The organism is Kocuria oxytropis (assembly GCF_040981195.1).
Taxonomy (GTDB): Bacteria; Actinomycetota; Actinomycetes; order Actinomycetales; family Micrococcaceae; genus Kocuria; species Kocuria oxytropis.
Map to the genome: position 1 here is coordinate 1 of NZ_JAVFXA010000027.1, position 23802 is coordinate 23802.

Sequence of the window (23802 nt, forward strand, 5' to 3'; positions counted from 1 at the left end):
CCTGAGACATCACAGTGTCCACGAACCGCCGAGACAGAAACGTCCACGAAGCGCCCAGACAGGACACCACGAGAAACCGTGGTCACTCACCGCAAGCGTGGTCACTCACCGGGGGATGCCGTGCAGGCCGGGGCGGGGTGGGGTGAGGCTACCGGGAGCGGAGGACGTCGTAGACGGCGGAGTCGTCGTGCCGGCCGTGGCCCTCGCGGCGCCCGCGCACGTAGAGCTGCTCAGCCGCCGAGGCCAGCGGCACCGGCTGGGCGACCGCCCGGGCGGCGTCCGTGACCAGGCCCATGTCCTTGACGAAGATGTCCAGCGCGGAGCGGACCTCGGCCTGATCGCCCTGCAGCATCCGCGGACCGCGGTCCTCGAACATGAAGGACGTGGCGGCCCCGGTGGAGAGGACCTCCAGGCACTGCTGCGGGTCCAGCCCCATGGAGTCCGCCAGGGCCAGCGCCTCGCCCGCCACGGCGATGTGCACTCCGCACAGCAGCTGGTTGACCACCTTGAACCGCTGGCCGTCGCCCACCCGGGGGCCGACGGCCGGGGCGTTGGCGGCCATCGCGTCCAGCAGCGGCCGGACCGCGGCGACGTCCTCGTCCGCGCCGCCGACCATGACGAGCAGGTCCCCGGTGGCGGCGCGCGCCGTGCCGCCGGACACCGGGGCGTCGACGATCCGGCGCACCCCGCGCTCCTCGAGGCCCTGCGCGCAGGACTCGACCGCCTGGGGGCCCACGGTGGCCATGACGAGCAGCACCGTGTCCGGGTCCAGGGAGCCGGCGATGCCGCGCTCGCCGAACAGCACGTCGTGCAGCTGAGCCCCGGTCGCGACCATGACGACGACGACATCGGCTCCCGCCGCCGCCTCCCGAGGATCGGCCAGCAGCTCGACGGCGTCGCCCACGAGCTCCCCGGCGCGCGGGGAGACGTCGAAGCCGCGGACGGGGAAGCCGGCGCGGGCCAGGGTGAGGGCCATGGGGGCGCCCATCGCGCCCAGGCCCAGGAAGCCGACGGACAGGGGGGTGCTCATGACGGGTTCTCCTCGGGGTCGTGCAGGTCGGCGGTGTGCGGGGGGAGGTCGCGCGCGGGCCGGTCGCCGCGGCGGGGGTCCTGGGCGCGGGCGTGCTCGGCCGCCCGGTCCAGGACCTCCACGACGTCGGCCAGGGCGGACTCCCCGCCCACGTTGCCGGGGAAGACCACGTAGGGCCCGCCCTGCGTGGTGTCCGGGGCGTCGGTGGGCTGGAACATCGAGATCTGGCCGGGGAAGAACTGGCCGGCCACGGTGGCCCGGCGGATCCCGAGGCCGCGGTGGGCCACCTCGTGGGAGGTGATTCCGCCCTTGGCCACCACCCAGGCGGGGCGGGCCTGCGCCACCCCGTGCACGACCTCCACGAGCGCGTCCGAGACCGAGCGGGCGATGGCCAGCGACTCGTCGGGATCGTCGGTGCGCACGAGCTCGCGGCTGGTCCACACCACGGCGTCGCGGGTCTCCAGCGCCTCGGTGATCCGCGCGACGGCGTCGGCCACGGCGCCGGGGCGGGCGTCGTCGTCGAGCAGGGTGGGGACGTGGAGCTCGACCTCGAAGAGGTCGCGGCGGGCCCGCAGCTCGGCGAGCTGGCGGTTGGTGAGTCCCACGTGGGAGCCGACCGCCACGAGACCGTGCGGCAGGCGCCCGGGGCCCACCTCGATGTCCGCGGGACCGAGCTCGCGCGAGCCGGTCAGCCCGGCCAGGGGGCGGACGAAGGACGGCCCGCACCGGGTGACGAAGGTGCGGCCCTCGGCCTCGAGGACCGCGAGGGCCTCCGCCACGGTGTCGAGGTCCGCGTACTCGGTGGCGTTGACCACCACCCAGGCGCGGTCCCGGGCCCGGCGCAGGATCTCCGCCACGGCCGCCACGCCCCCGGAGCGGATGTCCTCGAGGCCGATCGACAGGACCGCGTCCCGCGCGAGCGTCCCGCCGGAGCGCTCCACGAGGAAGTCCCTGAGGTCGGAGGAGGAGTAGCCGAAGCTCGCGTCGGCGGCGAAGTCGGTCTCGCCCACGGGCATCGGCCTGCCCTGCAGGACCGCGTAGTGGACGTCGCCCTCGGTGTAGCGGCCGGCCTCGAGCATGGCCGGGGCGAAGAGGAAGCCGTCCACCGCCACGCCGCGCTGCTCGAGGACGTCCGCGAGCGCCGTGGGCTCGGCGATGACGTGCCCGCGCAGCGTGGAGTCGCTGCGGGAGACCAGGTGGGGCAGGGGCAGCCCTTCGGCCGCGAGGCTGTCCAGCACCGCGGAGACGAGCTCGGTGTTGATCGCCACGGCCTCGGCCTCGGGCCGGGCGCGGCTGTTGGTGAGCACGAAGCAGGTGCGCCCGGGGTGCCGGACGACGTCCAGCACCGGGTGGGGATCGAGCTCGAGGACGACGTCGACGTCGTGGACGCACTGGGAGCCCGTGGGGTCGTCGTCGAGCACGAGCAGGGTCTGTGGAGCGGTCATGCGGGTGTCTCCTTTCGGCGGAGCACCGGGCGCCGCCATCCAGCGCGCCCGCGTGGCCCGGATGTGCTGCACACCACAGCGCATCTGTCAGATGTCAGACATGTTAGGTGAGCTGGGACACGGGCGCAATGCCCCCGCCATCCGCACCTCGGTGGACGGCGCTGGGGCGACCCGCCGGGTCTCTGCTGAGCGCCGCTTGATAGGCTCCCTGTTCACAGGCGCAGAGCAGGCACCGGAGCCGCTGTCCGCCGTCCGCCGCGCCGAGGAGGAGGACCATGGCACGACCGTCCCTGGTCGACCAGGTCGCCGGCGCCCTCCTGGACCGGATCATCGCCGGTGAGTTCCCGCCGGGCTCGGTGGTCCCCGGCGAGATCGACCTCAGCGCGGAGCACGCGGTCAGCCGCATGACGGTGCGGGAGGCGATCAGGACCCTGGGCGCCCAGCGCATCCTCCGCGTGGAGCGCGGGCGTGGCACGTTCGTGAACCCCCTGTCCCGCTGGGCCTCCCTCGAGGCGGTCGTCCGGGCCGTCTCCGAGGGACAGGACGACGCCGCGGCCGCGGTGCAGCTCATCCAGCTGCGCCGCTTCCTGGAGGCCGGCGCCTGCGAACTCGCCGCGGGGCGGCTCTCCGCCGAGGAGCTGGACGGGCTGGGCCGGGACGTCGAGGCCATGGAGGACGCCCACCGCCGCCAGGACGTGCCGGGCTTCGTGACCGCCGACCTGCGCTTCCACGAGCGGATCCTGCAGGCCTCGGGCAACGTGTTCATCGCGGTGCTGTTCGAGCCGCTGCACCGGGTGCTGGAGGCGCGCCGCGCCGAGACGTCCCGGGTGCCCGAGATCCAGGTCCACGCCATCGACCAGCACCGCAGGATCGTGTCCGCCCTCGCCTCCGCCGACCCGGTCCGGGCCCGGCAGGCCATGGACGAGCACCTGCAGCAGACCCTCACCGATCTGACAACCTACGTGCTCGGGGACCGGTCCCCGGCCGACCGCTGACCGCATCCTCCCGAAGGAGACGCCCGTGCGCGCCCACATGCTCGACGTCGTCACCTCCGCCCTCGCCGCCCGCACTGCGGTGCCGGCCCTCAGCACCTACGACTTCACCACCGCCCAGGCCGTGGTGGGCTCCAGCGAGCGTGCGGGCCGTCCGGTGATCCTGCTGGTCCCGTCCAGGGCGGCGACCGGGACCGCCGGGCGCCGCTTCGTCACCGCGCTGCGCCACCTGGCCGACGACGCCGCCACCCCCGTGTGCGTGCAGCTGGACCACGCCGTGGACCTGGGGCTGGTGGAGCAGGCCGTGGCGGCCGGTGTGGACGCCGTCCTGGCCGACGGCTCCGCCCTGTCCGCCGGGGAGAACGCGGCGTTCGTGGTCCGGGCGCGGGAGCTGGCGGGCCCGGACGTGGTGGTCGAGGCGGAGCTCGGCAGCCTGCCCGGCGACGGCGACAGGGCCCGGACCTCCGAGGCCGGGGGCATGACCGACCCTGCCGAGGTCCCCGCGTTCCTGGCCGCGTCCGGGGCCGACCTGCTGGCCGTGGCCGTGGGCAACGTGCACGGCCACTACCGGGGCGCCCCGCGCCTGCACTGGAACCGCATCGAGCAGATCCGGGCGGCCGGCGGCCCGGTCCCGCTCGTGCTGCACGGCGCCTCGGGGATCCCGGAGACCATGCTGGTCCGCGCGCCCCTGGCCGGCATCGGCAAGATCAACATCAACACCGAGCTCCGTTACGCCGTCCTCGCCGCCCTGACGGACCGGCTCGAGCAGCGCCGGAGCGACGGCCTGGACCTGTGCGCGCTCCTGGAGGACTGGACCCGGGAGGTGGGCGAGTTCACCACGCTGGCCCACGGGCTCACGACCGCCGAGGCCCGGCCCCGCGGAGTCTGAGCGGGGTCCGTGGCTCGGGAGCAGAGGTCCGCCGCCCCGCCGGTCCTGAGCGCGGACTCACCGCCGCCGCACACCGTGCGGCGCGGGTGCAGCGGCGCGCCGCTGCGGGGGCGGCTGCCGGAGCTTGCCGTCCGTAGCGCCCGGGCCGGTCAGCCGATGAGCATGCCCGCGATCGCGGCGCTCATGAGGTTGGCGAGGGTCCCGCCGAGCACGGCCAGCAGGCCGAGCCGGGCGATGTCCCGGCGGCGGCTCGGGGCGATGCCGCCGAGCCCGCCGAGCAGGATCGCCAGGGAGCCCAGGTTCGCGAACCCGGTCAGGGCGAAGGTCACGATGGCCTGGGTCTTCGGGGAGTAGCTGTCGATCTGCGGGGCGAAGTCGGCGAACGCCACGAACTCGTTGAGCACGAGCTTCTGCCCGAGGAAGCTGCCGGCGTCGAGCGCCTCGGCCCAGGGCACCCCCACGGCGAACATCACCGGCGCGAAGACGTAGCCCAGGATCTGCTCGAGGGTGAGCTCCTCCAGCCCGACCAGCCCGCCGGCCGCGCCGAGGATGATGTTGACGAGCGCGATCAGCGAGATGAAGGCGATCAGCATGGCCCCGACGTTGAGGGCCAGGCTCAGGCCGTCGGACGCGCCGCGGGCGGCGGCGTCGATGACGTTCGCCGGCGCCTCGTCCTCGTCGGCCCCGCCGCCGGCCGCGTCCGTCGCGGACACCCCGTCCGGGGCGGACGTGTGCGCGGTGTCCTCGGGCCGGACCGCGGTGTCGGGCCGGGTGGCGGCGCCGGCCCGGACGGTGCCGTCCGGGCGGTCCTCGGCCTCGGGCGGGACCGCGCCGGCCTCGTGGCGCTCGCCGGCACGGCGCTCCGCCGCTTGGGCGTCCTGCCGCCGGGCGATCTCGAGGGCCGCGTGGGACGTCGCCCCGCGGCGCGTGCCGCCGGCGAGCCACCGGCGTGCCCCGCGGGGCTCCTCGTGCGCCGCCGCGCCGTGCCTCTGCGCGCTGTGTCCTTGTGCGCTGTGTCCTTGTGCGCTGTGTCCCGGCGCCCGGTGGTCCGGGACGTCCGGCGCGGGGTCGCCGGCGCCCCGGACGGTGTCGGGGACGGTGCCAGTGCTAGTGCCAGTGCCAGTGCCGGTACCGGTGCCCGGGGCGTCGTCGTCCCGGTCCTCTCCGTCCGCGGGGGCGTCCTCGAGCGCCCCGGCGGGGACCAGGAGCTTGGCCATGAGCAGCGCGGCCGGCGCCGCCATGAAGGAGGCGGCGATGAGGTACTCGAGCGGCGCCCCGAGCAGGGAGTAGCCCACGAGCACCGAGCCGGCCACGGTCGCCAGCCCGCCGCACATCACGGCGAAGAGCTCGGAGCGCGTCATCCCGGCCACGTAGGGCCGGATGACCAGCGGCGCCTCGGTCTGGCCCACGAAGATGTTGGCGGCCGCGTTCATCGACTCCGGCGTGGTGGTGCCGAGCAGCTTCGCCAGCCCGCCGCCGATGATCTTCACGACCCACTGCAGGACGCCCAGGTAGTACAGCACCGAGGTCAGGGCCGCGAAGAACACGATGACCGGCAGCACCTGGAAGGCGAAGACCGAGCCCTCCTCGGGCAGGACCGGGCCGAAGAGGAAGTCGATGCCGGCGGAGGAGGCGTTGATGACGGCCTGCACGCCCCGGGTGACGGTCTCCAGTGCGGCGCGGCCGGCCGGAACGTAGAGCACGAGCACGCCGAAGGCCACCTGGATGGCCAGCGCCAGGGCGACCGTCCGGAACCGGATCCTGCGGCGGTCCACCGAGAACAGGACGGCGATGGCGAGGATCGCGATCATCCCGCCGATGCCCCAGAACACGTCGACCATGTGGGTTGTCCTTCCGTCGGGGAGGCCCTCGTCGCGGGCCAGGACGTCGGCGCGGAGGCCGCCCGGTGCAATCGGCTGCGCCGCCGTGGTACCGGGTACTTTAGCCTGAGCAGTGCGAGGTCACTTCCCTCGACCGACCCGGAGGAGACAAGCGATGGCCGATCCGGACGCCCGGCCCGTCTACCTGGACTGCGACACCGGCATCGACGACGCCGTGGCCCTGGCCTACCTGGCGGCCACGCCCGCGGTCGAGCTGCGGGGCATCGGCACCGTCAGCGGCAACACCGACGCCGTGACCGCCGCCCGCAACACCGTGGACCTGCTGGCCCTGCTGGAACGGCAGGACGTGCCGGTCGCGGTGGGCGCCCAGCACCCCCTCAACAGCCGGTTCGGCGAGGGCGCCCCGGAGGTGCACGGCACCGGTGGGATCGGGGGCGTCGTGCTGCCGCGGGCGGACGCCGCACCGGTGGCCGAAGCGGCGGACGCGATGCTGGTCCGGCTGGCCCGTGAGCACCCGGGCGCCCTGCACGTGGTGGCCATCGGCCCGCTGACCAATCTCGCCCTCGCCCTGCGCCGGGATCCCGCTCTGACCGAGCTGGTGGCCGGCGTCACCGTCATGGGCGGTGCCGCCCTGGTCCCCGGCAACCGGACGCCGGTCGCCGAGGCCAACGTCCTGAGCGACCCCGAGGCGGCCGCCGAGGTCCTGGCCGCCCCGTGGGACGTGACCCTGGTGCCGCTGGACGTCACCATGGACCACCTGCTGGACGAAGGACAGCGCGAGCAGATCGCCGCCGTCGACCACCCGGTGATGGCCCCGCTGGCCGCGATGCTCGAGCACTACTCCGGCTTCTACACCGGGATCCTCGGCCGGCCGTCGTCCGCCCTGCACGACCCGCTGGCCGCCGCGGTGGCGGCCGGCACCGTGCGGCCCTCCCTCGCCCCGGTGGTCCGGGTCCAGGTCGACACGACCGACGGGCCCGGGCGCGGCCAGACGATCTGCGACCTGCGCGGCCGCTACGCCGGCTATCCGCCGGTGGACGGCGCCCGGTGCCGCGTGGTGCTCGAGCTGGCCGAGGACTTCGCGCCGCACCTGCTGAGCACGCTCCGCCGGCTGGACCGGTCCGGGCGGGAGGAGCCCGAGCGGCCGGCGCTCACGGTGGTGGGCAGCATCAACATCGACCTGACCGCGGTGTGCGAGCGGCTGCCCGCCCCCGGGGAGACCGTCGGCGGTGCCACCCTGCAGCGGCAGCCGGGCGGCAAGGGCGCCAACCAGGCCGTCGCCGCCGCCCGGCTCGCCGGCCGCGCCCGGATGATCGGCGCCGTGGGCGGCGATGCGGACGGGGACGAGGTCCTCCGCGCCATGGCGGCCGCCGGGGTCGACACCACCGGCATCATGCGCGTGCCGGCCCCGACCGGCACCGCCCTGATCGCCGTGGACCGGCACGGGGAGAACCAGATCGCGGTCTGCTCCGGGGCCAACACCGAGGTGTCCGTCGAGGACGTGGAATTCTCGCCCGAGGACGTCGTGCTCTGCCAGCTGGAGATCGCCCTGGGCACGGTGCTCGAGACGGCCCGGCGGACGCCGGGCTTCTTCGCCCTGAACGCCGCCCCGGCCGTGCCCCTCCCGGGGGAGCTGGTGGAGCGGTGCGACCTGATCATCGTCAACGAGACCGAGTACGCCCTCCTGCCCGAGCTGGCCGACGCCGAGCTGGTCGCGGTGACCTACGGCGCCGAGGGCTCGGCCCTCTACGAGCGCGGGCGCCGGGTCGCGTTCGCCCCCGGCCGGCGGGTGGACGTGGTCAGCACGGTCGGCGCCGGGGACGCGTTCTGCGCCGCGCTGGTGCTCGCCCTCACCGCGGGGCTCGACCACGAGAGCGCGCTCCGGGCCGCCAACGCGGTGGGCGCCCACGCCGCCGGCGACCCCTCCGCGCAGCCGGACCTCTCCCGGCTGGCGCACTACCTGCCGTCCCCCGAGGACGCCGACCGGCCGCCCTCGGCCGGCGGCGCACCGGCCACCGGCCGGGACTGACCCCTGCGGAGCCGGGCCCGCGCCGGGAACTACCCTGGCCCCATGACCTCTCACCCTCCGCGGCGACCGGCTCCCTGGCAGTCCCCGGGGCCGGCCGCGCCCGTTCCCCCGGGCGCCCGGACCCCTGTCCCGCCCCCCGGGTACGGGGCGGGCGGGCCCGTCCGGTACCCGGGTCCTCCCGGGGGACCCGTCCCGTACCCGGCGCTTCCCCGGGGACCCGTCCCGTTCCCCGGCCGTCCGGCGACGACGGCGCCGCTCACCCACGCCGAGTTCTACCGCACACCGAGCAACCGCTGGTGGAAGGGCCTGCTCAGCATCCTGGGCATCGGCGCGGCGATCGCGCTGTTCTCGATCGTGCTCTCCTTCGCCGGCGTGGCGGTCGACCTCCTGCTCGGCAGCACCACCACCGACGAGCTCGCGAGCGGGCGGATCACCCTGACCCCGGCGCTGCTGCTGGCCACCAACCTGTCGCTGATCGCCTCGGCCGCCGTCGCCGTGCTCCTGCACCGGTACCTGCACCGGCAACCGGTCGGCGCCCTCCACTCGGTGGCCGGACGGTTCCGGTGGGGCTGGCTGGGACGGGCGTCCGCCGTCGTCCTCCCGCTGTTCGTGGCCTACGTGGCGGTCATCGTCCTGGTGGAGACCCCGGGGCCGATCGTCCTGGACGCGACCACCTGGGCGTTCCTCGCGATCGTCCTGCTGACCACGCCCCTGCAGGCGGCCTCCGAGGAGTACATGTTCCGCGGCGTGATCCAGCGCGCCGCCGGCTCGTGGGTCTCCGGGACCGTGCCGTCCTTCGTGCTCGGCACCCTGGTGAGCGCGGTGCTGTTCTCCCTCGCGCACTTCGCCACGGACGGGTGGCTCATCGCCTACTACCTGGTCTTCGGGATCGCGATGTCGCTGCTCACGCAGCTCACCGGCGGGCTCGAGGCGGCCACGCTGGTGCACGCGGCGAACAACGTGCTGCTGTTTCTGGTCTCCACGTTCACCGGGCAGATGAGCGAGGGCATGGACCGCTCGGCCGGCGTGGGCGGGCCGTTCATGCTGGCGCCGATGGTCGTCGTCGCGGGCATCGCGGCCGTCCTGATCGCCCTCGGCCGGTCGGCCCGGCTGCAGCGCCGGGCCGTTCCGCCGGAGGCCGGCTGAGGCCGGTCCACGGGCCGGGGCTGGCAGGCAAACCCCACCGGCCCCGGCCCGGCGGCTCTAGAGGTCCCGGTCCTCGGTGACGTCGAGGTCGCGGAAGGTCGGCTCGCCGTCCATGAGTTCGGTCAGCCGCCGGGCGTACTCCTGGGTCTCCGGGAGCTGGGAGTTCTCCATGGCGGACTCGTAGGAGTCGAAGAAGACGATCTCGCAGTAGCGGTGCGGGTCGTTGCGGTCCGCGGTGGTGATGACACGGCGCGCCGTGCGGTTCCCCCTCGAGGCCTGCTCCCACTCCGTGTAGATCTGTGCCACCTGCTCCGGCCGCGAGGTGGTGTATTCGATCAGCTGGACAAAGGCCATGACGCACACTCCTTGGGACGTGACCCCCCCGGAGCGCCAGTTTAAGCCCGGGCGGAGGGGCCGGCGGGCAGATGACGATGATGGTCCCGCGGGCGGGCGCCGGCTCCGGAACGTCCGGGGAACGGGGCGGCGGAGCGGGTACGGTGAACGGCGTCACACCCCAGTCCCGCTACCGGAGGTCGATCGTGAAGATTCGTGGAGCCGTCCTGGAGACCATGGAGGCCTCCGCCCCGTACGCCGAGTCCCAGCCCCTGCGCGTGGAGGAGCTCGAGCTCGGCGATCCCGGGCCCACCGAGCTGCTCGTGCGGATCACGGCCGCCGGGGTGTGCCACTCCGACCTCTCCGTGGTCAACGGCAACCGGCCGCGGCCCCTGCCGATGCTGCTGGGTCACGAGGCCGCCGGCGTCGTGGAGCACGTGGGTGCCGAGGTCACCGACCTGGCCGTGGGCCAGCACGTGGTCATGGCATTCCTGCCGCGCTGCGGCGAGTGCGCCGCATGCAAGACCGAGGGGCTGCTGCCGTGCACGGTCGGCTCGAAGGCCAACGCCTCGGGGACCCTCATCGAGGGCTCGATGCACCTGCACTCCGAGGACGGCAGCAACGTCTACCACCACCTCGGGGTCTCCGGGTTCGCCACGCACGCCGTGGTGGACCGGCGCTCCGTGGTGCCCGTGGGCGAGGACGTCCCGGCCCCCATCGCGGCCGTCATGGGCTGCGCGGTGCTCACCGGGGGAGGGGCCGTCATCAACGCGGCGCAGGCCACCGCCGACGACGTCGTGGCCGTGGTCGGCCTCGGCGGCGTGGGACTCGCCGCGGTGCTGGTCGCCAAGGCCGTGGGCTGCCGCGTGATCGCCGTGGACGCGCTGGCCGAGAAGCTGGAGCTGGCCAAGGAGTTCGGCGCCGACGAGGCGCTCACCCCAGACGAGCTGGTGGCGCTGGAGGAGAAGCCGCGCGTGGTGATCGAGGCGGCCGGGCACCCGCGGGCGTTCGAGACCGCGTTCAACGCCACCGCCGTGGGCGGGGTGACCGTCACCGTGGGCCTGCCGGCGCCCGGGGCCATGTCCCACATCGAGCCGCTGCGGATCACCGCCGAGGCCCGCCAGATCATCGGCAGCTACCTCGGCTCTGCCGTGCCGGCGGTGGACATCCCCAAGTACGAGCAGATGTGGCGCGACGGCGTGCTGCCGCTGGAGAAGCTGATCACCTCCCACATCACGCTGGATGAGATCAACGAGGCGATGGACGAGCTGGACGCGGGGCGGGCGGTGCGGCAGGTCATCAGCTTCTCACAAAAGCATAACTAACTGATCACGCCCCACTTATTCGCTCGATCACTATAGGTCAATAAAACGTTACATCAGTCAGCATGTCGAGTTGAAAATTAATCACAGCTTTGATCCAAAAACAATCTACAAAAAACACCGGGGCTATTACCTACCTCCGTAATAAATGCTGAATGAGAAAAAATTCAAGCAGGAAGTATCAATCACCTCGCTTTACCAAAGACGCTCGAAGACGTCCATCATCGGCAACCTCAACATCAAACTGAACCACATCTCCTACTTGCAGTTCGTTGGCATTGACTGAATCGTCCAGGCTCGAGTAGGGAAAAAACACATTGGTGGGAAAATTTGGGTGAGCGACAAATCCAAAACTCCCGTGAAGGCTTAGGATTTGCCCAATAGAACCAGATTGAGAAGCGGTTTCGTGGCCACTCTCAGATGACGTTCCTTGTATCACTGTCTGTATTCCGGCGACTTCGGGATACTTGGAAGTGTCGAGGGATGTAATGGACCTAGCTGCATAACCGAAATCGTTAGTACGGGGTAAATGAGGGACCAGTGACTGCATTTCATTCCACGGGATATCACTGGTGTTCACTGTAAGTCCTAGCCGCGATGTCTTCGACAAAATACGTCCTGTTTCGCTTAAACACTGACTTAACACGTTGAAGAGCTTTTCATCCATGACGCCGCGTTTGTGCGAATCGAGCACAACATTCACGGCTTGTCCAACACGCTTCACCGCCTCGTTCACATTGTTTTCCTCGCTCAATTCATGTTCAGCCCAACGCCTATATGCTGTAGCTAACCCTGTCGTGTATATGAGTTTCGACTTCCCGTCGGAATCATTGATCGCTTCCTTCAAATAATCGATTCCCTCACGGAAAAATCCGGATCTTACCAGGGCATTTCCCAAGCTTCCAAGGGTCTCCGGTGTGCCGATCGCTTCATGTGCCATGCGTGCCATTTGCAGTGAGCGGTCAACATCATGCTCGTTTTTGGCAAGGTGACCACTAAAAAAATGTGCTACTATTCCACGTTGAAATTCGCTTTCGGTTCGGTCAAGAGCGCGCATATATATTTGGGAAACCATAAGGGCAGAATCGGAATAAGACCGAATATAGGCTTCCACTCGGTCCACCTCCCAAAAATCCGGGCTCATGGCACGCGCTTGGTCGACCAAGTTGAGTGCAGTTTCTTGGTCTCGATTGTGCGAAGCGAGGAGAGCTCGACGAAGAACCTGGCAGGTAGGAGAGTCTGCGGGCGTCCGGCCGCGCACGATAACGGGATTGAGTACCCTTGAACTCGCATCTTTCGCTCGTCGTTCTTCATCGAGCCGATACTCGAGCTCATTGTCAGCGATGCGGAGACGTTCGGGGTCGTCAACCGGCACGACCAACCTTAAGTATTTTTGGGCTGTCTCTGTGAGCGCAATATAAGTCTCCATGTCATGTTCAGGATCGATCCTGCTGACGACTAAAGATCCTTGCGCTAGTTCCTGGACGGACCTGGAAACCACTAACACTGGTTCGCCTACGATTATGGCAATCTCACTCAGGCTGGACTCCTTCCCGACGGCATCTAAACCGATTAGAACAGTGCGAGAAGTGTTGGAGAGGTTGCGATAAACAGATTCGACACAAAACACTAACAACTCGTCCTGGTTCTTGATGGTTTCCAATGCTGGACGGCCTGCGTCAGCGGCGAGCACGAACCATTTGACTGCAAGAGGAGAATACCTCAGTTCCTTAACTATCTCCTTACGCGCAGCGTAACTTACACCTCGAAGCGAATTTACCTCGCGAACCTTGATTAAGTAGTTGAGGAGGCTTAGCGCAGCTTGCTCGGATAACGGGCTAAGTTGATATCTTCTTTCAATTTGCCCAACGCCATTTCTACTTGTTACCAGATATTTTATGGATGGGGGGAGGTTTTCGTAAAGATAAACAAACTCTTCACCGGAAATGGTTTCGAGATTATCGAAGCAAATTAAAACATTCAGATCTTCGAGAATTTCGCCTAGTTCTTGGACTCCACCGGTGAAGTCACTTACCAATTCTGCCCCCAGCGATTCAGCTGCACCTTGTATGGTTAGGACGGCATTCCGTATTTGCTTGACCCCAACTCCTGTTAGTCGTTCCTTTTTCAAAGAAACCCACAGGATTGCATCGAGTTGAGGCTCCGGGAGGTCCAATAGTCGATTGGCGACTTCCAAAGCGAGTGCCGTTTTCCCGATACCTCCTTCGCCGGTGATCGTGACGACGGATGCCGTCCGAGATGTTATTAGCTTTACTACATTGTCGACATCGCCCTCTCGCCCGAATAGGCCAGTCTCGTCATAATCTGGCATGGGCAGGTTATGGAGAATCTCATCCGGTACCACAGGCACCACGGCTGCTTGTGCAAGCCAGTTTGGATCCCGGACCTGTCGAAGGCTTTCATGCAAGCGTTCCCACTGGCGCTGGGTAAATCCATTGAATGCTGTCCAAATTTTTTCACCGTCGCCTGGTCCCAGCGGGCGGGCGTGCATGATCCGTTGCCGGACGGGGACTATGATTTCAAGACTACTTGTGAGTTCCCTTATTTCTTTGGCTAGAGATTCAGGTAAGTCCCCACGATGGCGATTAAGGAGGTCATAAGTTGGCCTAAGGTCCAAGTAGTCGAGTAGATCGACCCCGGAGTTCCCCTTGTCACGCGCAAGTCGTTCTGTGGCGTTGGCGATCTCTTCGGGGTTCAGTACCTCACTTATGGGTTGATAGGACACGATGTACTTTCGGCACATTTCTCGCATGTCGGTCTCAAATGAAAATATAAGGTGATAAATTTGCTGCCGATCAATAATCACGATTTCTCCTTATCGTTTGTTGCTTTTGTGCTCGGACAACCGTTTGATTTGCTGAGTTCATACCTATCCAACTTGCTTGTGTGAGTCAACGATTGGAGGTGTGATGAACCGGGAGTCAATTTTCGTTCATTAGTTTTGCTTGACAATTCTCTTGGTATTTTTGTGTGCTGGTGCGTACCGGGCTGCATCGCCGACAAAGTTGGCACTCACCGAATCGTCGGGGCACGGGTATCGGTAAGCCTAGGGCGCCACCGTGCTGGCTGCTGCGAATACAGTCAGTGGCATTGGGCGACGTAGGCGCCAAATGATGGACATGGGTTTGGATCCCTCGTGTGAGACATAGCCGACAGGTCCCAAGAAAATGTATGGCGAGGTGCCGGCCTCCTGCGTCGGGGACTCGCGGACGAACAGCATGATGTGACTGCCCTGCGCGGCGTGGTGCTGATACCGCTGTCCCGCTGACGAGTCCGGCGTAGTCCGATTTTGCGACTCCCAGTGGAAAAGCGTCTCCGAGATCGCGTAGTCCTTGTACATGGTGTTGGGCGAGAAGTCCTTCTCCGACTTGTGGAGCGTCACGAGCAGCGCCTCGCAGCCTGAGGACGGCATCCAGGACACCCCTTCGCGCACCCCACCGGGAGTGGTTTGCCCTTTTTCTCCCATTCCCAGTCCGGCCAGCAGTTCTTCGCGGGTGTAGTGGGCATGGGTCTGCAGCGGAATGTCGGGGTGGTCCCGCCCCAGCGGCCTCGGCAGATTGCGGGCATTGTCGGCAGTGACCTCGATGAGCTGTGCCAACTCATCTCGCAGGATGGCGTGCGACCGGAGCAGTTGAAGGCCGCTGTCCAGATCGGCCGGCCCGCCGCTCTTCGCGCCCTGCGGCCAGAAGGAGTAGTACAGCATGCGCGCCACCCGCTGCGCCCTGAGCGGTAGGGAAGACACCGGTGGGGCATCCGGCTGGAGCAGAGTTCCGTAGGATTGGAGACGGACGGGGTCGTCCACATTGAGGAACGCTTTGGCGCGCTGCATCAAAGCGAGGACTTCCACCTCACGCTCCTCACTTGGCCAGAGCACATCGGGGACCAGTCCACCGGCGCGACGCAGCGTGTTCCAGGTCGTCGGTCGACCGTCAAACTTCCTCCGCCGATAGATGTCCGACGCTTCCGAAAGGGAGTCCTTTAGGTACTGACGCAAGGTGTACAACTCGGGTGATGCCTGCTGCGCCGCCAGATCCTTGATGTCCTCGATGACCTGCGGAGTCTTTAGGCCCAGCTGACGCTTCACGTTGTTGAGTACCACCGATTGGGCGACTGCGTCGAAAACGATCTGCGTGCCGGAGGGGAGAAACGGAAAGCCGTCCTCCAGGTCCTGGGCCAGACGGGTTCGGCTCGAACCCGTCACGGCACGGTATTTCAGATCAAACCGGAACGCCCGATGCTGGAATCCGATGAAGTCCAAAACGGTCAAGACGGGCTTGTCAGGAGCCAGTCGCAGACCGCGTCCCAGTTGTTGCAGGAATAACGTGGAGGATTGCGTCGGTCGCAGCATGAGAATGGTATCGACTTGCGGAATATCGAGGCCCTCATTGAACAAATCAACGGCAAAGACGGCACGCAGTTCTCCACGCTGCAGCGCCCTGAGCGCAGTCCGTCGCTCGTCGCTGGAACTCTCCCCCGACAACGCCGCGGACGTCAGTCCGGACGCCGTGAACTTCCGTGCCATGTACTCCGCATGTTTGACGGAGACGCAGAAGCCAATGGCTTTCATGCGGTGCGAATCGAGCATCTTGTCGTTGAGCGCCTGCAGCACTTTGGCCGTGCGTGCGTCATTGCCCGTGTAGACGGCATCCAGTTCTCTGTCTTCGTACCGACCCCGCCGAAACTCAAGCGATGACAGGTCGACGCCATCTGAGACGCCGAAATAGTGGAACGGCGTCAGTAACTGCTGATCCAGGGCATCCCACAGGCGCAACTCGCTGGCAATGCGACCTTCAAAGAACCGCTCCGCGACGTTGACGCCGTCGCTGCGCTCTGGCGTAGCGGTGAGGCCGAGGAGTTCCTGGGGACGGAAGTGTTCAATGATCTTGCGGTAGGTCGGAGCGTCGGCATGGTGGAACTCGTCGATGACCACCACGTCAAAGCACTCAGGGGTCAAGCGTTCCAAGGTCTTGGCGTTAAGGGATTGAATCGACGCAAAGATGTGCTTGCCTCGGTCTGGCTGATAACCGTCGACCATGAGTTCGCCGAAGGCGCCGTCACGCAGCACCGTGGCATAGGTCTGACGCGCCTGCTCGAGAATCTCTCGGCGGTGAGCCACAAAAAGCAGTGAGAGCTCGTTGAGGGCGCCGGCCTGCAGCCGGCGATAGTCCAAGGCTGCGACGATGGTTTTTCCCGTGCCTGTCGCGGCAACCACGAGATTCCGGTGGCGGTCGTGAATGACACGCTCGGCGTCTAGCTCCTGGAGCATTTGAGCTTGGTAGGGGTAGGGCTGGACATCCAGGTGCGCGATGGACACGTCCGAAGACACCCGCCCGCCGCCTTCAGCGAGGGCCCTCGCCAGGCGTTCGCCGTCATCGTCCGGGTTGTAGGGCTCAAAGCTCTCTGACGCCCAGTAGCTCTCAAAGGTCGCCTCGAATTTCTGCAGGAGCGCCGGCGTCGCGACCGAGGACAGGCGCACGTTCCACTCGAGGCCGTCGAGCATGGCGGCGTGCGACAGGTTCGAACTGCCGACATAGGCCGTGCTGAAGCCGGTCTTGCGGTGAAACATCCACGCCTTGGCGTGCAGCCGCGTATTGCGGGTCTCGTAGCTGACTCGAACTTCCGCGCCGTACTTGCGCGCCAGTGCGTTGATCGCCTTGGCATCACTGGCACCCATGTAGACGGTGGTCAGTACGCGGAACGGAATTCCCCGGTCCTTCAGTGACTGGAGTTCTTTGTCCATGACGTGCAACCCGGACCATTTGACGAATGCAATGAGAAGATCCACACGGTCGGCGCTTTCGAGCTCCTTGGCGATCTCGCGTCCGACCTGCGGCTCATGCGGTGTATTGGTGAGCAGAGCTGCGTCAGAGAGCGGAGTTGCTGGCTTTCGTGCTGCGGCACCAGTCGCCGGCGCGATCGACAGGAGCTGTCGCGGACCTTCGCTGATGCGCGCCGGATCCTGCGTTTCGTGGTTAAGGGTCGCCAGGATGCGATTGGCTTCGTGCACACGGGTGGCAGCGGGTATGGACTCTAAGTGGAACAAAATGCGATCGCGGAGATAGCGCGCGAGAACGTGAGGGGTGTCAATCGGGTCCACGGTATCGAGAGCGGCACTGCCAGCCGGCAACTCCGTAAGTTCCGTCGCTAACGCTGAGTCTTCGAGGAGCTCATATAAACCAGGGGAAAGACGGCCAGCGGTGGCATTGTGCGATTGACCCATAGGGGCAGCTTAGGGGCGCCGACGTCACGGAACGGTGAGCGCGGTGTCAGTGGGCGTGACGCGTCGCACCGACATCTGAGGCAGCCTGCGGGGATGTACGGCCCGAAGCTTTGGCAGGGCAGGTGGGGAAGCTCGAGTCCTGTGGAGCAGCATCGGCATGCGCACAGAAGTACCAGTTTGGGCCGAATTAATCAGCTAGTGGCCCGCATCACACCTCCGTAGCGTTGAGGACATCGCGCACCGGCTGGCCGCTCTTCTGCTCGCCAGGTGCCTTCCCCTTGGTGTCCACGAAGGAGTACCCGCATGTTCGGCATGCCCCGCCGCTTGCTCTTCGGCTATCTCGCCCTCGCCGTCTTCATGACCGGTGATGGTTTTGAGCTCACGTTCCTGTCCCGCTTCCTCGTCGAGAACGGCTTCACGCCCACCCAGGCCGGCCTCGTCTTCACCGTCTACGGCCTGGTGGTCGCCGTCTCGGCCTGGACCACCGGCGTGCTCGCCGAGGTCGTCGGCGCCAAGCGCCTGATGGTCCTCGGCGGCGTGCTCTGGATGGTGCTGCACCTCCTGTTCCTCACCGTGGGGCTGCAGAGCGTACTCGGCACGATCCTCATCTACGCCCTGCGCGGGGTCGCCTACCCGCTGTTCATGTACTCCTTCGTGGTGCTCATCGCGCAGTCGGTGCACCCCAGCCGCCTGGCCTCGGCCATGGGCTGGTTCTGGGCCTCCTTCTCGCTGGGCATCGGCGTGATGGGTGCCTACGTGCCCAGTCTCCTGGTGCCGGTCATCGGCGAGTACGCCACCCTGTGGGCGTCCCTGCCCTTCGTGGCGGCCGGCACCCTGATGTGCGCCTTCCTGGTCCCCGGCGCCCCGCCCGAGACGGACCTCTCCCAGAAGCTGCACGGCGCGGAGCGCGCCCGCGAGCTGCTGCGCGGGGTGACCATTCTGGTGGAGAACCGGCAGATCGCCCTCTCCGTGGTCATCCGGGTGCTGTGCAACCTCACCCTCTACGCCTTCCCGATGATGATGCCGCTCTACCTGACCACCGGCGAGATCGGCGGCGAGTCCTGGTTCACCCTGCCCGAGTGGATGATGCTCTGGGCGATCATGAACACCATCACCATCGGCGCCAACATCGTCTGGGGCCGGCTCGGCGACCGCTACGGCTGGATGCGCCAGATGCGCTGGTGCGGCTTCGGCGGCATGGCGCTTGCGGTCCTCGCCTTCGCCTACGTCCCGGTGTGGTTCGGCCCCAGCTTCCCGGCGATGGTCGGGGCCGCCGTGCTCTTCGCCCTGTCCGTCACCGCGTTCGTCCCGATGGGCGCCATCTTCCCGGCCCTGGCCCCCGAGCACCGCGGCGCGGCGATCTCCGCCCACAACCTCGCCTCCGGGCTGACCACGTTCCTCGGCCCCGGCATCGCCACCCTGCTGCTGCCCGTCCTCGGCCCGGTCGGGGTGTGCTGGGTCTTCGCGGCCCTGATGCTCCTCGGCACCGTCACCACCTTCTTCATCCACCCGCCCCAGCCCGGCATCACCACCGAGGACGGCCGGATGCTCCCGCGCCGCGACCGCCTCGCCATGGCCGCCTGAAAGGACCTGTCATCATGAACCCCACGACGCTCACCGCCACCACGAACGCCCCGACCGGCATCACCGGCACCGCGAAGCATCCGACTCCCCGGGAGAGCACCATGGACGCCGTCGTCCTCGAACGCCAGCACGAGATCCAGGTCCGGCCCATCCCCGGGCTGCGCCCGGTGGGCCCCGGCGAGGTGCGCATCGGCGTGCACACCGTGGGCATCTGCGGCAGCGACGTCCACTACTTCACGCACGGTCGGATCGGGCCCTACGTCGTCGAGCACCCCATGGTCCTCGGCCACGAGGCCTCCGGCACGGTGCTGGAGGTGGGGGAGGGCGTGGACCACCTGGCGGTGGGGGACCGGGTCTGCATGGAGCCGGGCATCCCCAACCCGCGCTCCCGGGCGGCCCGGCTGGGCATGTACAACGTGGACCCGGACGTGCAGTTCTGGGCCACGCCCCCGGTGGACGGCTGCCTGCAGCCGGAGATCATCCACCCCGCCGACTTCACCTACCGGCTGCCCGAGCAGCTCTCGTTGGAGGAGGGCGCCCTGATCGAGCCCTTCGCCGTGGCGGTGCACGCGGTGACCAAGGCAGGCCTGGCGCCGGGCGACGTCGTCGTGGTGGTGGGCGCGGGCACCATCGGGGTGCTCACGGCCATCGCGGCCGCCGCGAGCGGGGCGTCCCGCGTATACATCTCGGACGTGGCACCGGAGAAGTTCGCACAGATCGAGGCCTATCCGACCATCCACGCCGTGGACGTCTCCCGCCAGGACCTCGGCGAGGCGGTGCGGGAGGCCACCGACGGCTGGGGCGCGGACGTGGTCTTCGAGGCCAGCGGCAGCCCGCGGGTGTTCGGCAACCTGTGGGAGCTCCCCGCCCCGGGCGGGACCGTGGTGCTGGTCGGCATCCCCGTGGACCCCGTGCCGCTGGACGTCGCCGCGGCCCAGGCCCGGGAGCTGCGGATCGAGACCGTGTTCCGCTACGCCAACTCGTACCAGCGGGCCATCGAGCTCGCCGCGTCCCCGGCGGTGGACCTGGGCGCACTGATCAGCGCCACCTATCCGTTCGCCGACGCCGTGGCCGCCTTCGAGCGCGGCGCCGAGGGCCGGCCCACCGACACGAAGATCCAGATCCGCGTGGCGGGAGCCTGACCGTGGGTGCCGCCGCACGGAGCACGACGACGGAGGACGTCACCTCCCCGGTCAGGGAGCTCGTGATCCCGGACTCGCAGAGCTCCGTGCGGTGGCACCAGCACGACTGGCCCCACCCCCTGGCCCGCTGGCACTACCACCCCGAGGTGGAGGTGCACCTGATTCGGGAGTCCTCCGGGACCGTGATGGCCGGTGACTACGCCGGGCCCTTCGATCCCGGGCACCTGAGCATCATGGGCTCCTTCCTGCCGCACAACTGGATCTCCCACCGCGACGACGACGCCGTGATCCGCGACCGGGACGCCGTGCTCCAGTTCGACCAGGAGCGGTTCTTCGCCGCCGCCGGGACGCTGCCGGAGCTCGAGGCCCTGCGCCCGCTGCTGGAGGCCGCGGCCCGGGGCATCGAGTTCACCGGCCGCACCGCCGCCCAGGGCGCTGCGGCCATGGAGGCCGTGAACGGGACCTTCGGTCTGCGCCGGCTGGCCGCGGTGGCCGAGCTGCTGGGGATCCTCGCCGAGTCCCCGGAGTCCGAACGGCGCTACCTCGACAGCCGCGGCGGCTCCTACCGTCTGGACGCCGCCGAGGCCGAGGTCTTCAACCGGGCGCTGAGCTACATCACCGAGCACCTGGACGGCCGGATGCTCGTGCCCGAGGTCGCCGAGGCCGTGGGCCTGAGCCGGGACGCGTTCTCGAGGCTCTTCGCCAAGGCCACCGGTGTGGGCTTCAACCGCACGGTGACCCGGATGCGGCTCACCGAGGCCTGCCGGCTGCTGCGCGGCACGGACCTGCCGGTCTCGGACATCTGCTACCGGGTGGGCTTCACGAACCTCTCCAACTTCAACCGGCACTTCCGCGCCACCACGGGCACCACGCCCTCCCGCTACCGGCGGCTCGACCAGCTCTGACCCCTGCCCGGGAGTCCAAGCAGGATGTGCTCAGAACGCCTGCAGTAGGACCAGCACGGCGCCCAGCGCGGAGGCGCCGAGGCCCACCCGCCGGACGATGCGCCGGTTGATCCGCGCGTTGACCGCTCCGGACACCGCGAAGCCCAGGACCATGGCCGGCAGGAGGGCGGCCGCGAAGAGCACGGTCCGGCGGTCGATCGACCCCACCGCGGTCAGCGCCACCAGGGCCATGACGGCGCCGACCAGGAAGAAGGCGCTCATGGTGCCGCGCATCCGGGCCCGCGAGGACCCGTGCCACACGAGCGCCATGGGCGGGCCGCCGATGGACGTGGCCGTCCCCAGCAGACCGGAGGCCGCCCCGGCGACGACGACCGCCGCGGGCCGGGGCCGCGGCCGCCAGCCGCACACGCTGAGCAGGACGGCCAGCAGCACGGTGCTCGCCAGGACGAGGGTCAGGGTCCGGGCGGACAGGGCGGCCACCAGCAGGGCTCCTGCCACGGTGCCGGGGATCTGCCCCGCCACGGCCCAGCCCGCGTCCTTGAGGTCCACGGCGGCGCGGTCCCGCAGCACGCCGAGCGCGGTGAGCCCGGTGACCACCAGGAGGAGGGAACCGGGCAGCAGGGTGGGGTCGAACAGGGCGATCACGGGAGCGGAGAGCAGGGCCACGCCGAAGCCGATCGCGCCCTGCAGACAGGACGCGATGCTCACCACGAGCGCGACGACGGCGAGCTCCAGGCCGGTCATGACGCACCTCCCGGTCGCGAGCAGGGGACGGGTGAATTGTTCCACCTCCGGAGGCCGCCCGGGTGCGCGGCGACCGGATGGCGGGCACGGCCCCGGCGAGACCGGCCTTCACCCGGCGGTGCCGCCGCGCTAGGCTCGTACTCCCAACCCCGGTGACCGTTCCCGCTGACCCGCCCAGGCTCGCACCGGTGGAGCGGCCGGCACGTCGTCACCTCTGTGGCCCCGCCGACGTCAGGAGATCCCGATGACCCCCGACTCCTTCAACGACCTGCTCACCCGCCAGGTGGGCCACGAGTTCGCCGCCTCCCACCAGTACATCGCCGTGGCGGTCTGGTTCGACAGCCAGGACCTTCCCCAGCTGGCCCGGCACTTCTACCGGCAGTCGCTGGAGGAGCGCAACCACGCCATGATGATCGTCCAGTACATCCTGGACCGGGACCTGCCCCTGACCATCCCTGGGATCGGGGAGGTGCGCAACGACTTCGCCGACGTCCGTGAGCCCCTGGCCCTGGCGCTGTCCCAGGAGCAGGAGGTCACCGAGCAGATCAAGGCGCTGTTCGCCGCCGCCCGGGCCGAGGGGGACGCCCTGGGGGAGCAGTTCATGCTCTGGTTCCTGAAGGAGCAGGTCGAGGAGGTCGCCTCCATGACCACCCTGGTGAACGTCGCGCGCCGGGCCGAGAACCTCTTCGACCTCGAGAACTTCGTGGCCCGGGAGCACGTCGGCGACGGCGGGCACGGTCACGGCTCGGGCGCCCCGGAGGCCGCCGGCGGGGCCGTCTGAGCCGGCAGCAGTCCCCGCGCCCTGATTTCTGGGCCGTCTCCTGCCCTCTTGCTCGCCCTCGCTGATTCCTCCACCGAGCCCCCATGTTCCACTCGCCCGATGCGGCGAGTCCCCAGTCCTGTCGCGTTTCCCCACGATCAAAACTGGGGATGCGCGACAGGACTGGGGACTCGACGGCAGGGTCGCCCGGTCTCTGGGGACTCGGCGGGAGGGGGAGGTCAGTCGGCGGCGCGGGTGAGGTCGGCGTCCTCGTAGCGGACCATCCTCGAGCCGGTCACCAGGCGGTGGCCCAGCCACAGGGCCAGGAACAGCGGCAGGCCGATGTAGGCCGAGAGGGCGGCGAGCAGGTCGATGTCGCCCACGAAGGCCTGGTAGTTCTGCCCGAGGATCACCACCGCGCACAGGGCCAGGGCGATCACGGGGCCCAGTGGGAAGAACTTCGCGCGGTAGGGCAGGTCGGCGAGGTCGTGGCCCTGGGCGGTGTAGGCCTTGCGGAAGCGGTAGTGGCTCCAGGCGATGCCCATCCACACGATGAACCCGGCCAGGCCCGAGGCGCTCACCAGCCACACGTAGGCGGCGCCGTCGCCGATCAGGGTGGTGAGGAAGCAGGCGGCTCCCACGGCGGTCGTGGCGAGCAGGGCGTTCATGGGTACGCCGCGGCGGTTGACCTTGGCGAGGAACCGGGGGGCCTTGCCGCTGTCGGCCAGCGCCCAGAGCATGCGGGTGGAGGCGTAGAGGCCGGAGTTGCCGGCGGAGAGGATGGCGGTGAGGATCACCGCGTTCATCACCGAGGCCGCCGCGAGCACCCCGGCGTTCTCGAACACGAGGGTGAACGGGGAGATGGAGATGTCCTCGACGCCGCTGCCCAGCAGGAAGGGGCTGGTGTAGGGGATGAGGAAGCCCACCACCGCGATGGCCCCGACGTAGAACAGCAGGATCCGCACGAACACGGTCCGGATGGCCCGGGGCACGTTCTTCTCCGGGTTCTCGGCCTCGCCGGCGGCGACGCCGACCAGCTCGGTGCCCTGGAAGGAGAAGCCCGCCACCATGAAGATCGCCAGGATCCCGGCCCCGCCCCCGACGAAGGGGGCGTCCCCGGTGGTCCAGTTGCCGAAGCCGGGGGAGGTGCCGCCGATGATCCCGACGATCATGAGCACGCCCAGGACGAGGAAGACCACGATGGTGACCACCTTGATCAGGGAGAACCAGAACTCGCTCTCGCCGTAGGCCCGGGTGGACAGGGCGTTGAGGCCGAAGAGAATGGCCAGGAACAGGGCCGACCAGACCCACGAGGGCACGTCGGGCAGCCAGTAGCGCATGATCAGGGCGGCGGCCACGAGCTCGGCGGCCACGGTGATCGCCCAGTTGTACCAGTAGT

At 68.5% G+C, this 23802-nt stretch carries 17 protein-coding genes and 1 pseudogene; 10 read left to right on the forward strand and 8 right to left on the reverse strand.

What is annotated here, in order from left to right:
• Positions 1–148 precede the first annotated feature (148 nt).
• On the reverse strand, positions 149–1030 hold the full coding sequence (locus QYM41_RS16805) for an NAD(P)-dependent oxidoreductase (protein ID WP_368800918.1): 882 nt from the start codon (positions 1028–1030) through the stop codon (positions 149–151).
• On the reverse strand, positions 1027–2475 hold the full coding sequence (locus tag QYM41_RS16810; protein WP_368800919.1) for a four-carbon acid sugar kinase family protein: 1449 nt from the start codon (positions 2473–2475) through the stop codon (positions 1027–1029). The genes QYM41_RS16805 and QYM41_RS16810 overlap by 4 nt, the downstream gene beginning before the upstream one ends.
• 275 nt (positions 2476–2750) lie before the next feature.
• Between QYM41_RS16810 and QYM41_RS16815 the strand changes: the two genes are divergently transcribed.
• Positions 2751–3470 carry a FadR/GntR family transcriptional regulator gene (locus QYM41_RS16815; RefSeq protein WP_368800920.1) on the forward strand — a complete coding sequence of 240 codons (720 nt, stop codon included), beginning with the start codon at positions 2751–2753 and terminating at the stop codon, positions 3468–3470.
• A gap of 25 nt (positions 3471–3495) precedes the next feature.
• The gene (locus QYM41_RS16820) at positions 3496–4356 is read left to right on the forward strand and encodes a class II fructose-bisphosphate aldolase (protein ID WP_368800921.1); all 861 of its coding nucleotides are present in this window, start codon (positions 3496–3498) and stop codon (positions 4354–4356) included.
• 149 nt (positions 4357–4505) lie between these two features.
• On the opposite strand, the gene QYM41_RS16825 is transcribed toward QYM41_RS16820, so the two are convergent.
• The gene (locus QYM41_RS16825) at positions 4506–6197 is read right to left on the reverse strand and encodes a NupC/NupG family nucleoside CNT transporter (RefSeq protein WP_368800922.1); all 1692 of its coding nucleotides are present in this window, start codon (positions 6195–6197) and stop codon (positions 4506–4508) included.
• A 154-nt stretch (positions 6198–6351) separates the two neighbouring features.
• On the opposite strand from QYM41_RS16825, the pseudogene QYM41_RS16830 reads away from it, so the two are divergent.
• The 3 genes and pseudogenes from QYM41_RS16830 to QYM41_RS16840 form a co-directional block, all read left to right on the forward strand.
• A pseudogene (locus QYM41_RS16830) lies at positions 6352–7248 on the forward strand (nucleoside hydrolase); the annotation flags it as partial.
• 60 nt (positions 7249–7308) lie between these two features.
• Complete coding sequence (locus QYM41_RS16835; RefSeq protein ID WP_368800936.1) at positions 7309–8226, forward strand: ribokinase; 918 nt, start codon at positions 7309–7311, stop codon at positions 8224–8226.
• Between the two features lie 42 nt (positions 8227–8268).
• A complete protein-coding gene (locus tag QYM41_RS16840; protein WP_368800923.1) occupies positions 8269–9372 on the forward strand; it encodes a CPBP family intramembrane glutamic endopeptidase in 1104 nt (367 codons plus the stop codon).
• Positions 9373–9429: 57 nt separating this feature from the next.
• Here QYM41_RS16840 and QYM41_RS16845 read toward each other — a convergent pair whose 3' ends face one another.
• On the reverse strand, positions 9430–9726 hold the full coding sequence (locus QYM41_RS16845) for a hypothetical protein (protein WP_368800924.1): 297 nt from the start codon (positions 9724–9726) through the stop codon (positions 9430–9432).
• Positions 9727–9911: 185 nt separating this feature from the next.
• Here QYM41_RS16845 and QYM41_RS16850 point away from each other — a divergent pair, with 185 nt between their 5' ends.
• Positions 9912–11030: a zinc-binding dehydrogenase gene (locus QYM41_RS16850; protein WP_368800925.1), complete on the forward strand. Its 1119-nt coding sequence runs from the start codon at positions 9912–9914 to the stop codon at positions 11028–11030.
• A 178-nt stretch (positions 11031–11208) separates the two neighbouring features.
• Here the strand turns inward: QYM41_RS16850 and QYM41_RS16855 are convergent, their stop codons facing one another.
• Complete coding sequence (locus QYM41_RS16855) at positions 11209–13854, reverse strand: NB-ARC domain-containing protein (protein ID WP_368800926.1); 2646 nt, start codon at positions 13852–13854, stop codon at positions 11209–11211.
• Between the two features lie 240 nt (positions 13855–14094).
• Complete coding sequence (locus tag QYM41_RS16860) at positions 14095–17268, reverse strand: DEAD/DEAH box helicase (RefSeq protein ID WP_368800927.1); 3174 nt, start codon at positions 17266–17268, stop codon at positions 14095–14097.
• 303 nt (positions 17269–17571) lie between these two features.
• Between QYM41_RS16860 and QYM41_RS16865 the strand changes: the two genes are divergently transcribed.
• Genes QYM41_RS16865 through QYM41_RS16875 form a run of 3 tightly spaced genes read left to right on the forward strand, consistent with a single transcriptional unit; the run spans position 17572 to position 20899 of the window.
• Complete coding sequence (locus QYM41_RS16865) at positions 17572–18852, forward strand: MFS transporter (RefSeq protein WP_368800929.1); 1281 nt, start codon at positions 17572–17574, stop codon at positions 18850–18852.
• Positions 18853–18866: 14 nt separating this feature from the next.
• Positions 18867–19994, forward strand: a complete 1128-nt coding sequence (locus QYM41_RS16870) for an NAD(P)-dependent alcohol dehydrogenase (RefSeq protein ID WP_368800930.1) — start codon at positions 18867–18869, stop codon at positions 19992–19994.
• Between the two features lie 2 nt (positions 19995–19996).
• Positions 19997–20899: a helix-turn-helix domain-containing protein gene (locus QYM41_RS16875; protein WP_368800932.1), complete on the forward strand. Its 903-nt coding sequence runs from the start codon at positions 19997–19999 to the stop codon at positions 20897–20899.
• Positions 20900–20929: 30 nt separating this feature from the next.
• On the opposite strand, the gene QYM41_RS16880 is transcribed toward QYM41_RS16875, so the two are convergent.
• The gene (locus tag QYM41_RS16880; RefSeq protein ID WP_368800933.1) at positions 20930–21643 is read right to left on the reverse strand and encodes a sulfite exporter TauE/SafE family protein; all 714 of its coding nucleotides are present in this window, start codon (positions 21641–21643) and stop codon (positions 20930–20932) included.
• 244 nt (positions 21644–21887) lie between these two features.
• Here QYM41_RS16880 and QYM41_RS16885 point away from each other — a divergent pair, with 244 nt between their 5' ends.
• Positions 21888–22424: a ferritin gene (locus QYM41_RS16885; RefSeq protein WP_368800934.1), complete on the forward strand. Its 537-nt coding sequence runs from the start codon at positions 21888–21890 to the stop codon at positions 22422–22424.
• Between the two features lie 218 nt (positions 22425–22642).
• Here the strand turns inward: QYM41_RS16885 and QYM41_RS16890 are convergent.
• Positions 22643–23802, reverse strand: a 1160-nt coding sequence (locus QYM41_RS16890; protein ID WP_368800935.1) for an amino acid permease, incomplete at its 5' end; no start/stop codon positions are given.

What these genes read in the sequence shown, in the direction of transcription:
- QYM41_RS16825 (WP_368800922.1), bottom strand. Translation starts at nt 6,197, where the DNA reads ATGGTCGACGTGTTCTGGGGCATCGGCGGGATGATCGCGATCCTCGCC.
- QYM41_RS16885 (WP_368800934.1), top strand. Translation starts at nt 21,888, where the DNA reads ATGACCCCCGACTCCTTCAACGACCTGCTCACCCGCCAGGTGGGCCAC.
- QYM41_RS16860 (WP_368800927.1), bottom strand. Translation starts at nt 17,268, where the DNA reads ATGGGTCAATCGCACAATGCCACCGCTGGCCGTCTTTCCCCTGGTTTA.
- QYM41_RS16840 (WP_368800923.1), top strand. Translation starts at nt 8,269, where the DNA reads ATGACCTCTCACCCTCCGCGGCGACCGGCTCCCTGGCAGTCCCCGGGG.
- QYM41_RS16810 (WP_368800919.1), bottom strand. Translation starts at nt 2,475, where the DNA reads ATGACCGCTCCACAGACCCTGCTCGTGCTCGACGACGACCCCACGGGC.
- QYM41_RS16870 (WP_368800930.1), top strand. Translation starts at nt 18,867, where the DNA reads ATGAACCCCACGACGCTCACCGCCACCACGAACGCCCCGACCGGCATC.
- QYM41_RS16880 (WP_368800933.1), bottom strand. Translation starts at nt 21,643, where the DNA reads ATGACCGGCCTGGAGCTCGCCGTCGTCGCGCTCGTGGTGAGCATCGCG.
- QYM41_RS16805 (WP_368800918.1), bottom strand. Translation starts at nt 1,030, where the DNA reads ATGAGCACCCCCCTGTCCGTCGGCTTCCTGGGCCTGGGCGCGATGGGC.
- QYM41_RS16845 (WP_368800924.1), bottom strand. Translation starts at nt 9,726, where the DNA reads ATGGCCTTTGTCCAGCTGATCGAATACACCACCTCGCGGCCGGAGCAG.
- QYM41_RS16815 (WP_368800920.1), top strand. Translation starts at nt 2,751, where the DNA reads ATGGCACGACCGTCCCTGGTCGACCAGGTCGCCGGCGCCCTCCTGGAC.
- QYM41_RS16865 (WP_368800929.1), top strand. Translation starts at nt 17,572, where the DNA reads ATGTTCGGCATGCCCCGCCGCTTGCTCTTCGGCTATCTCGCCCTCGCC.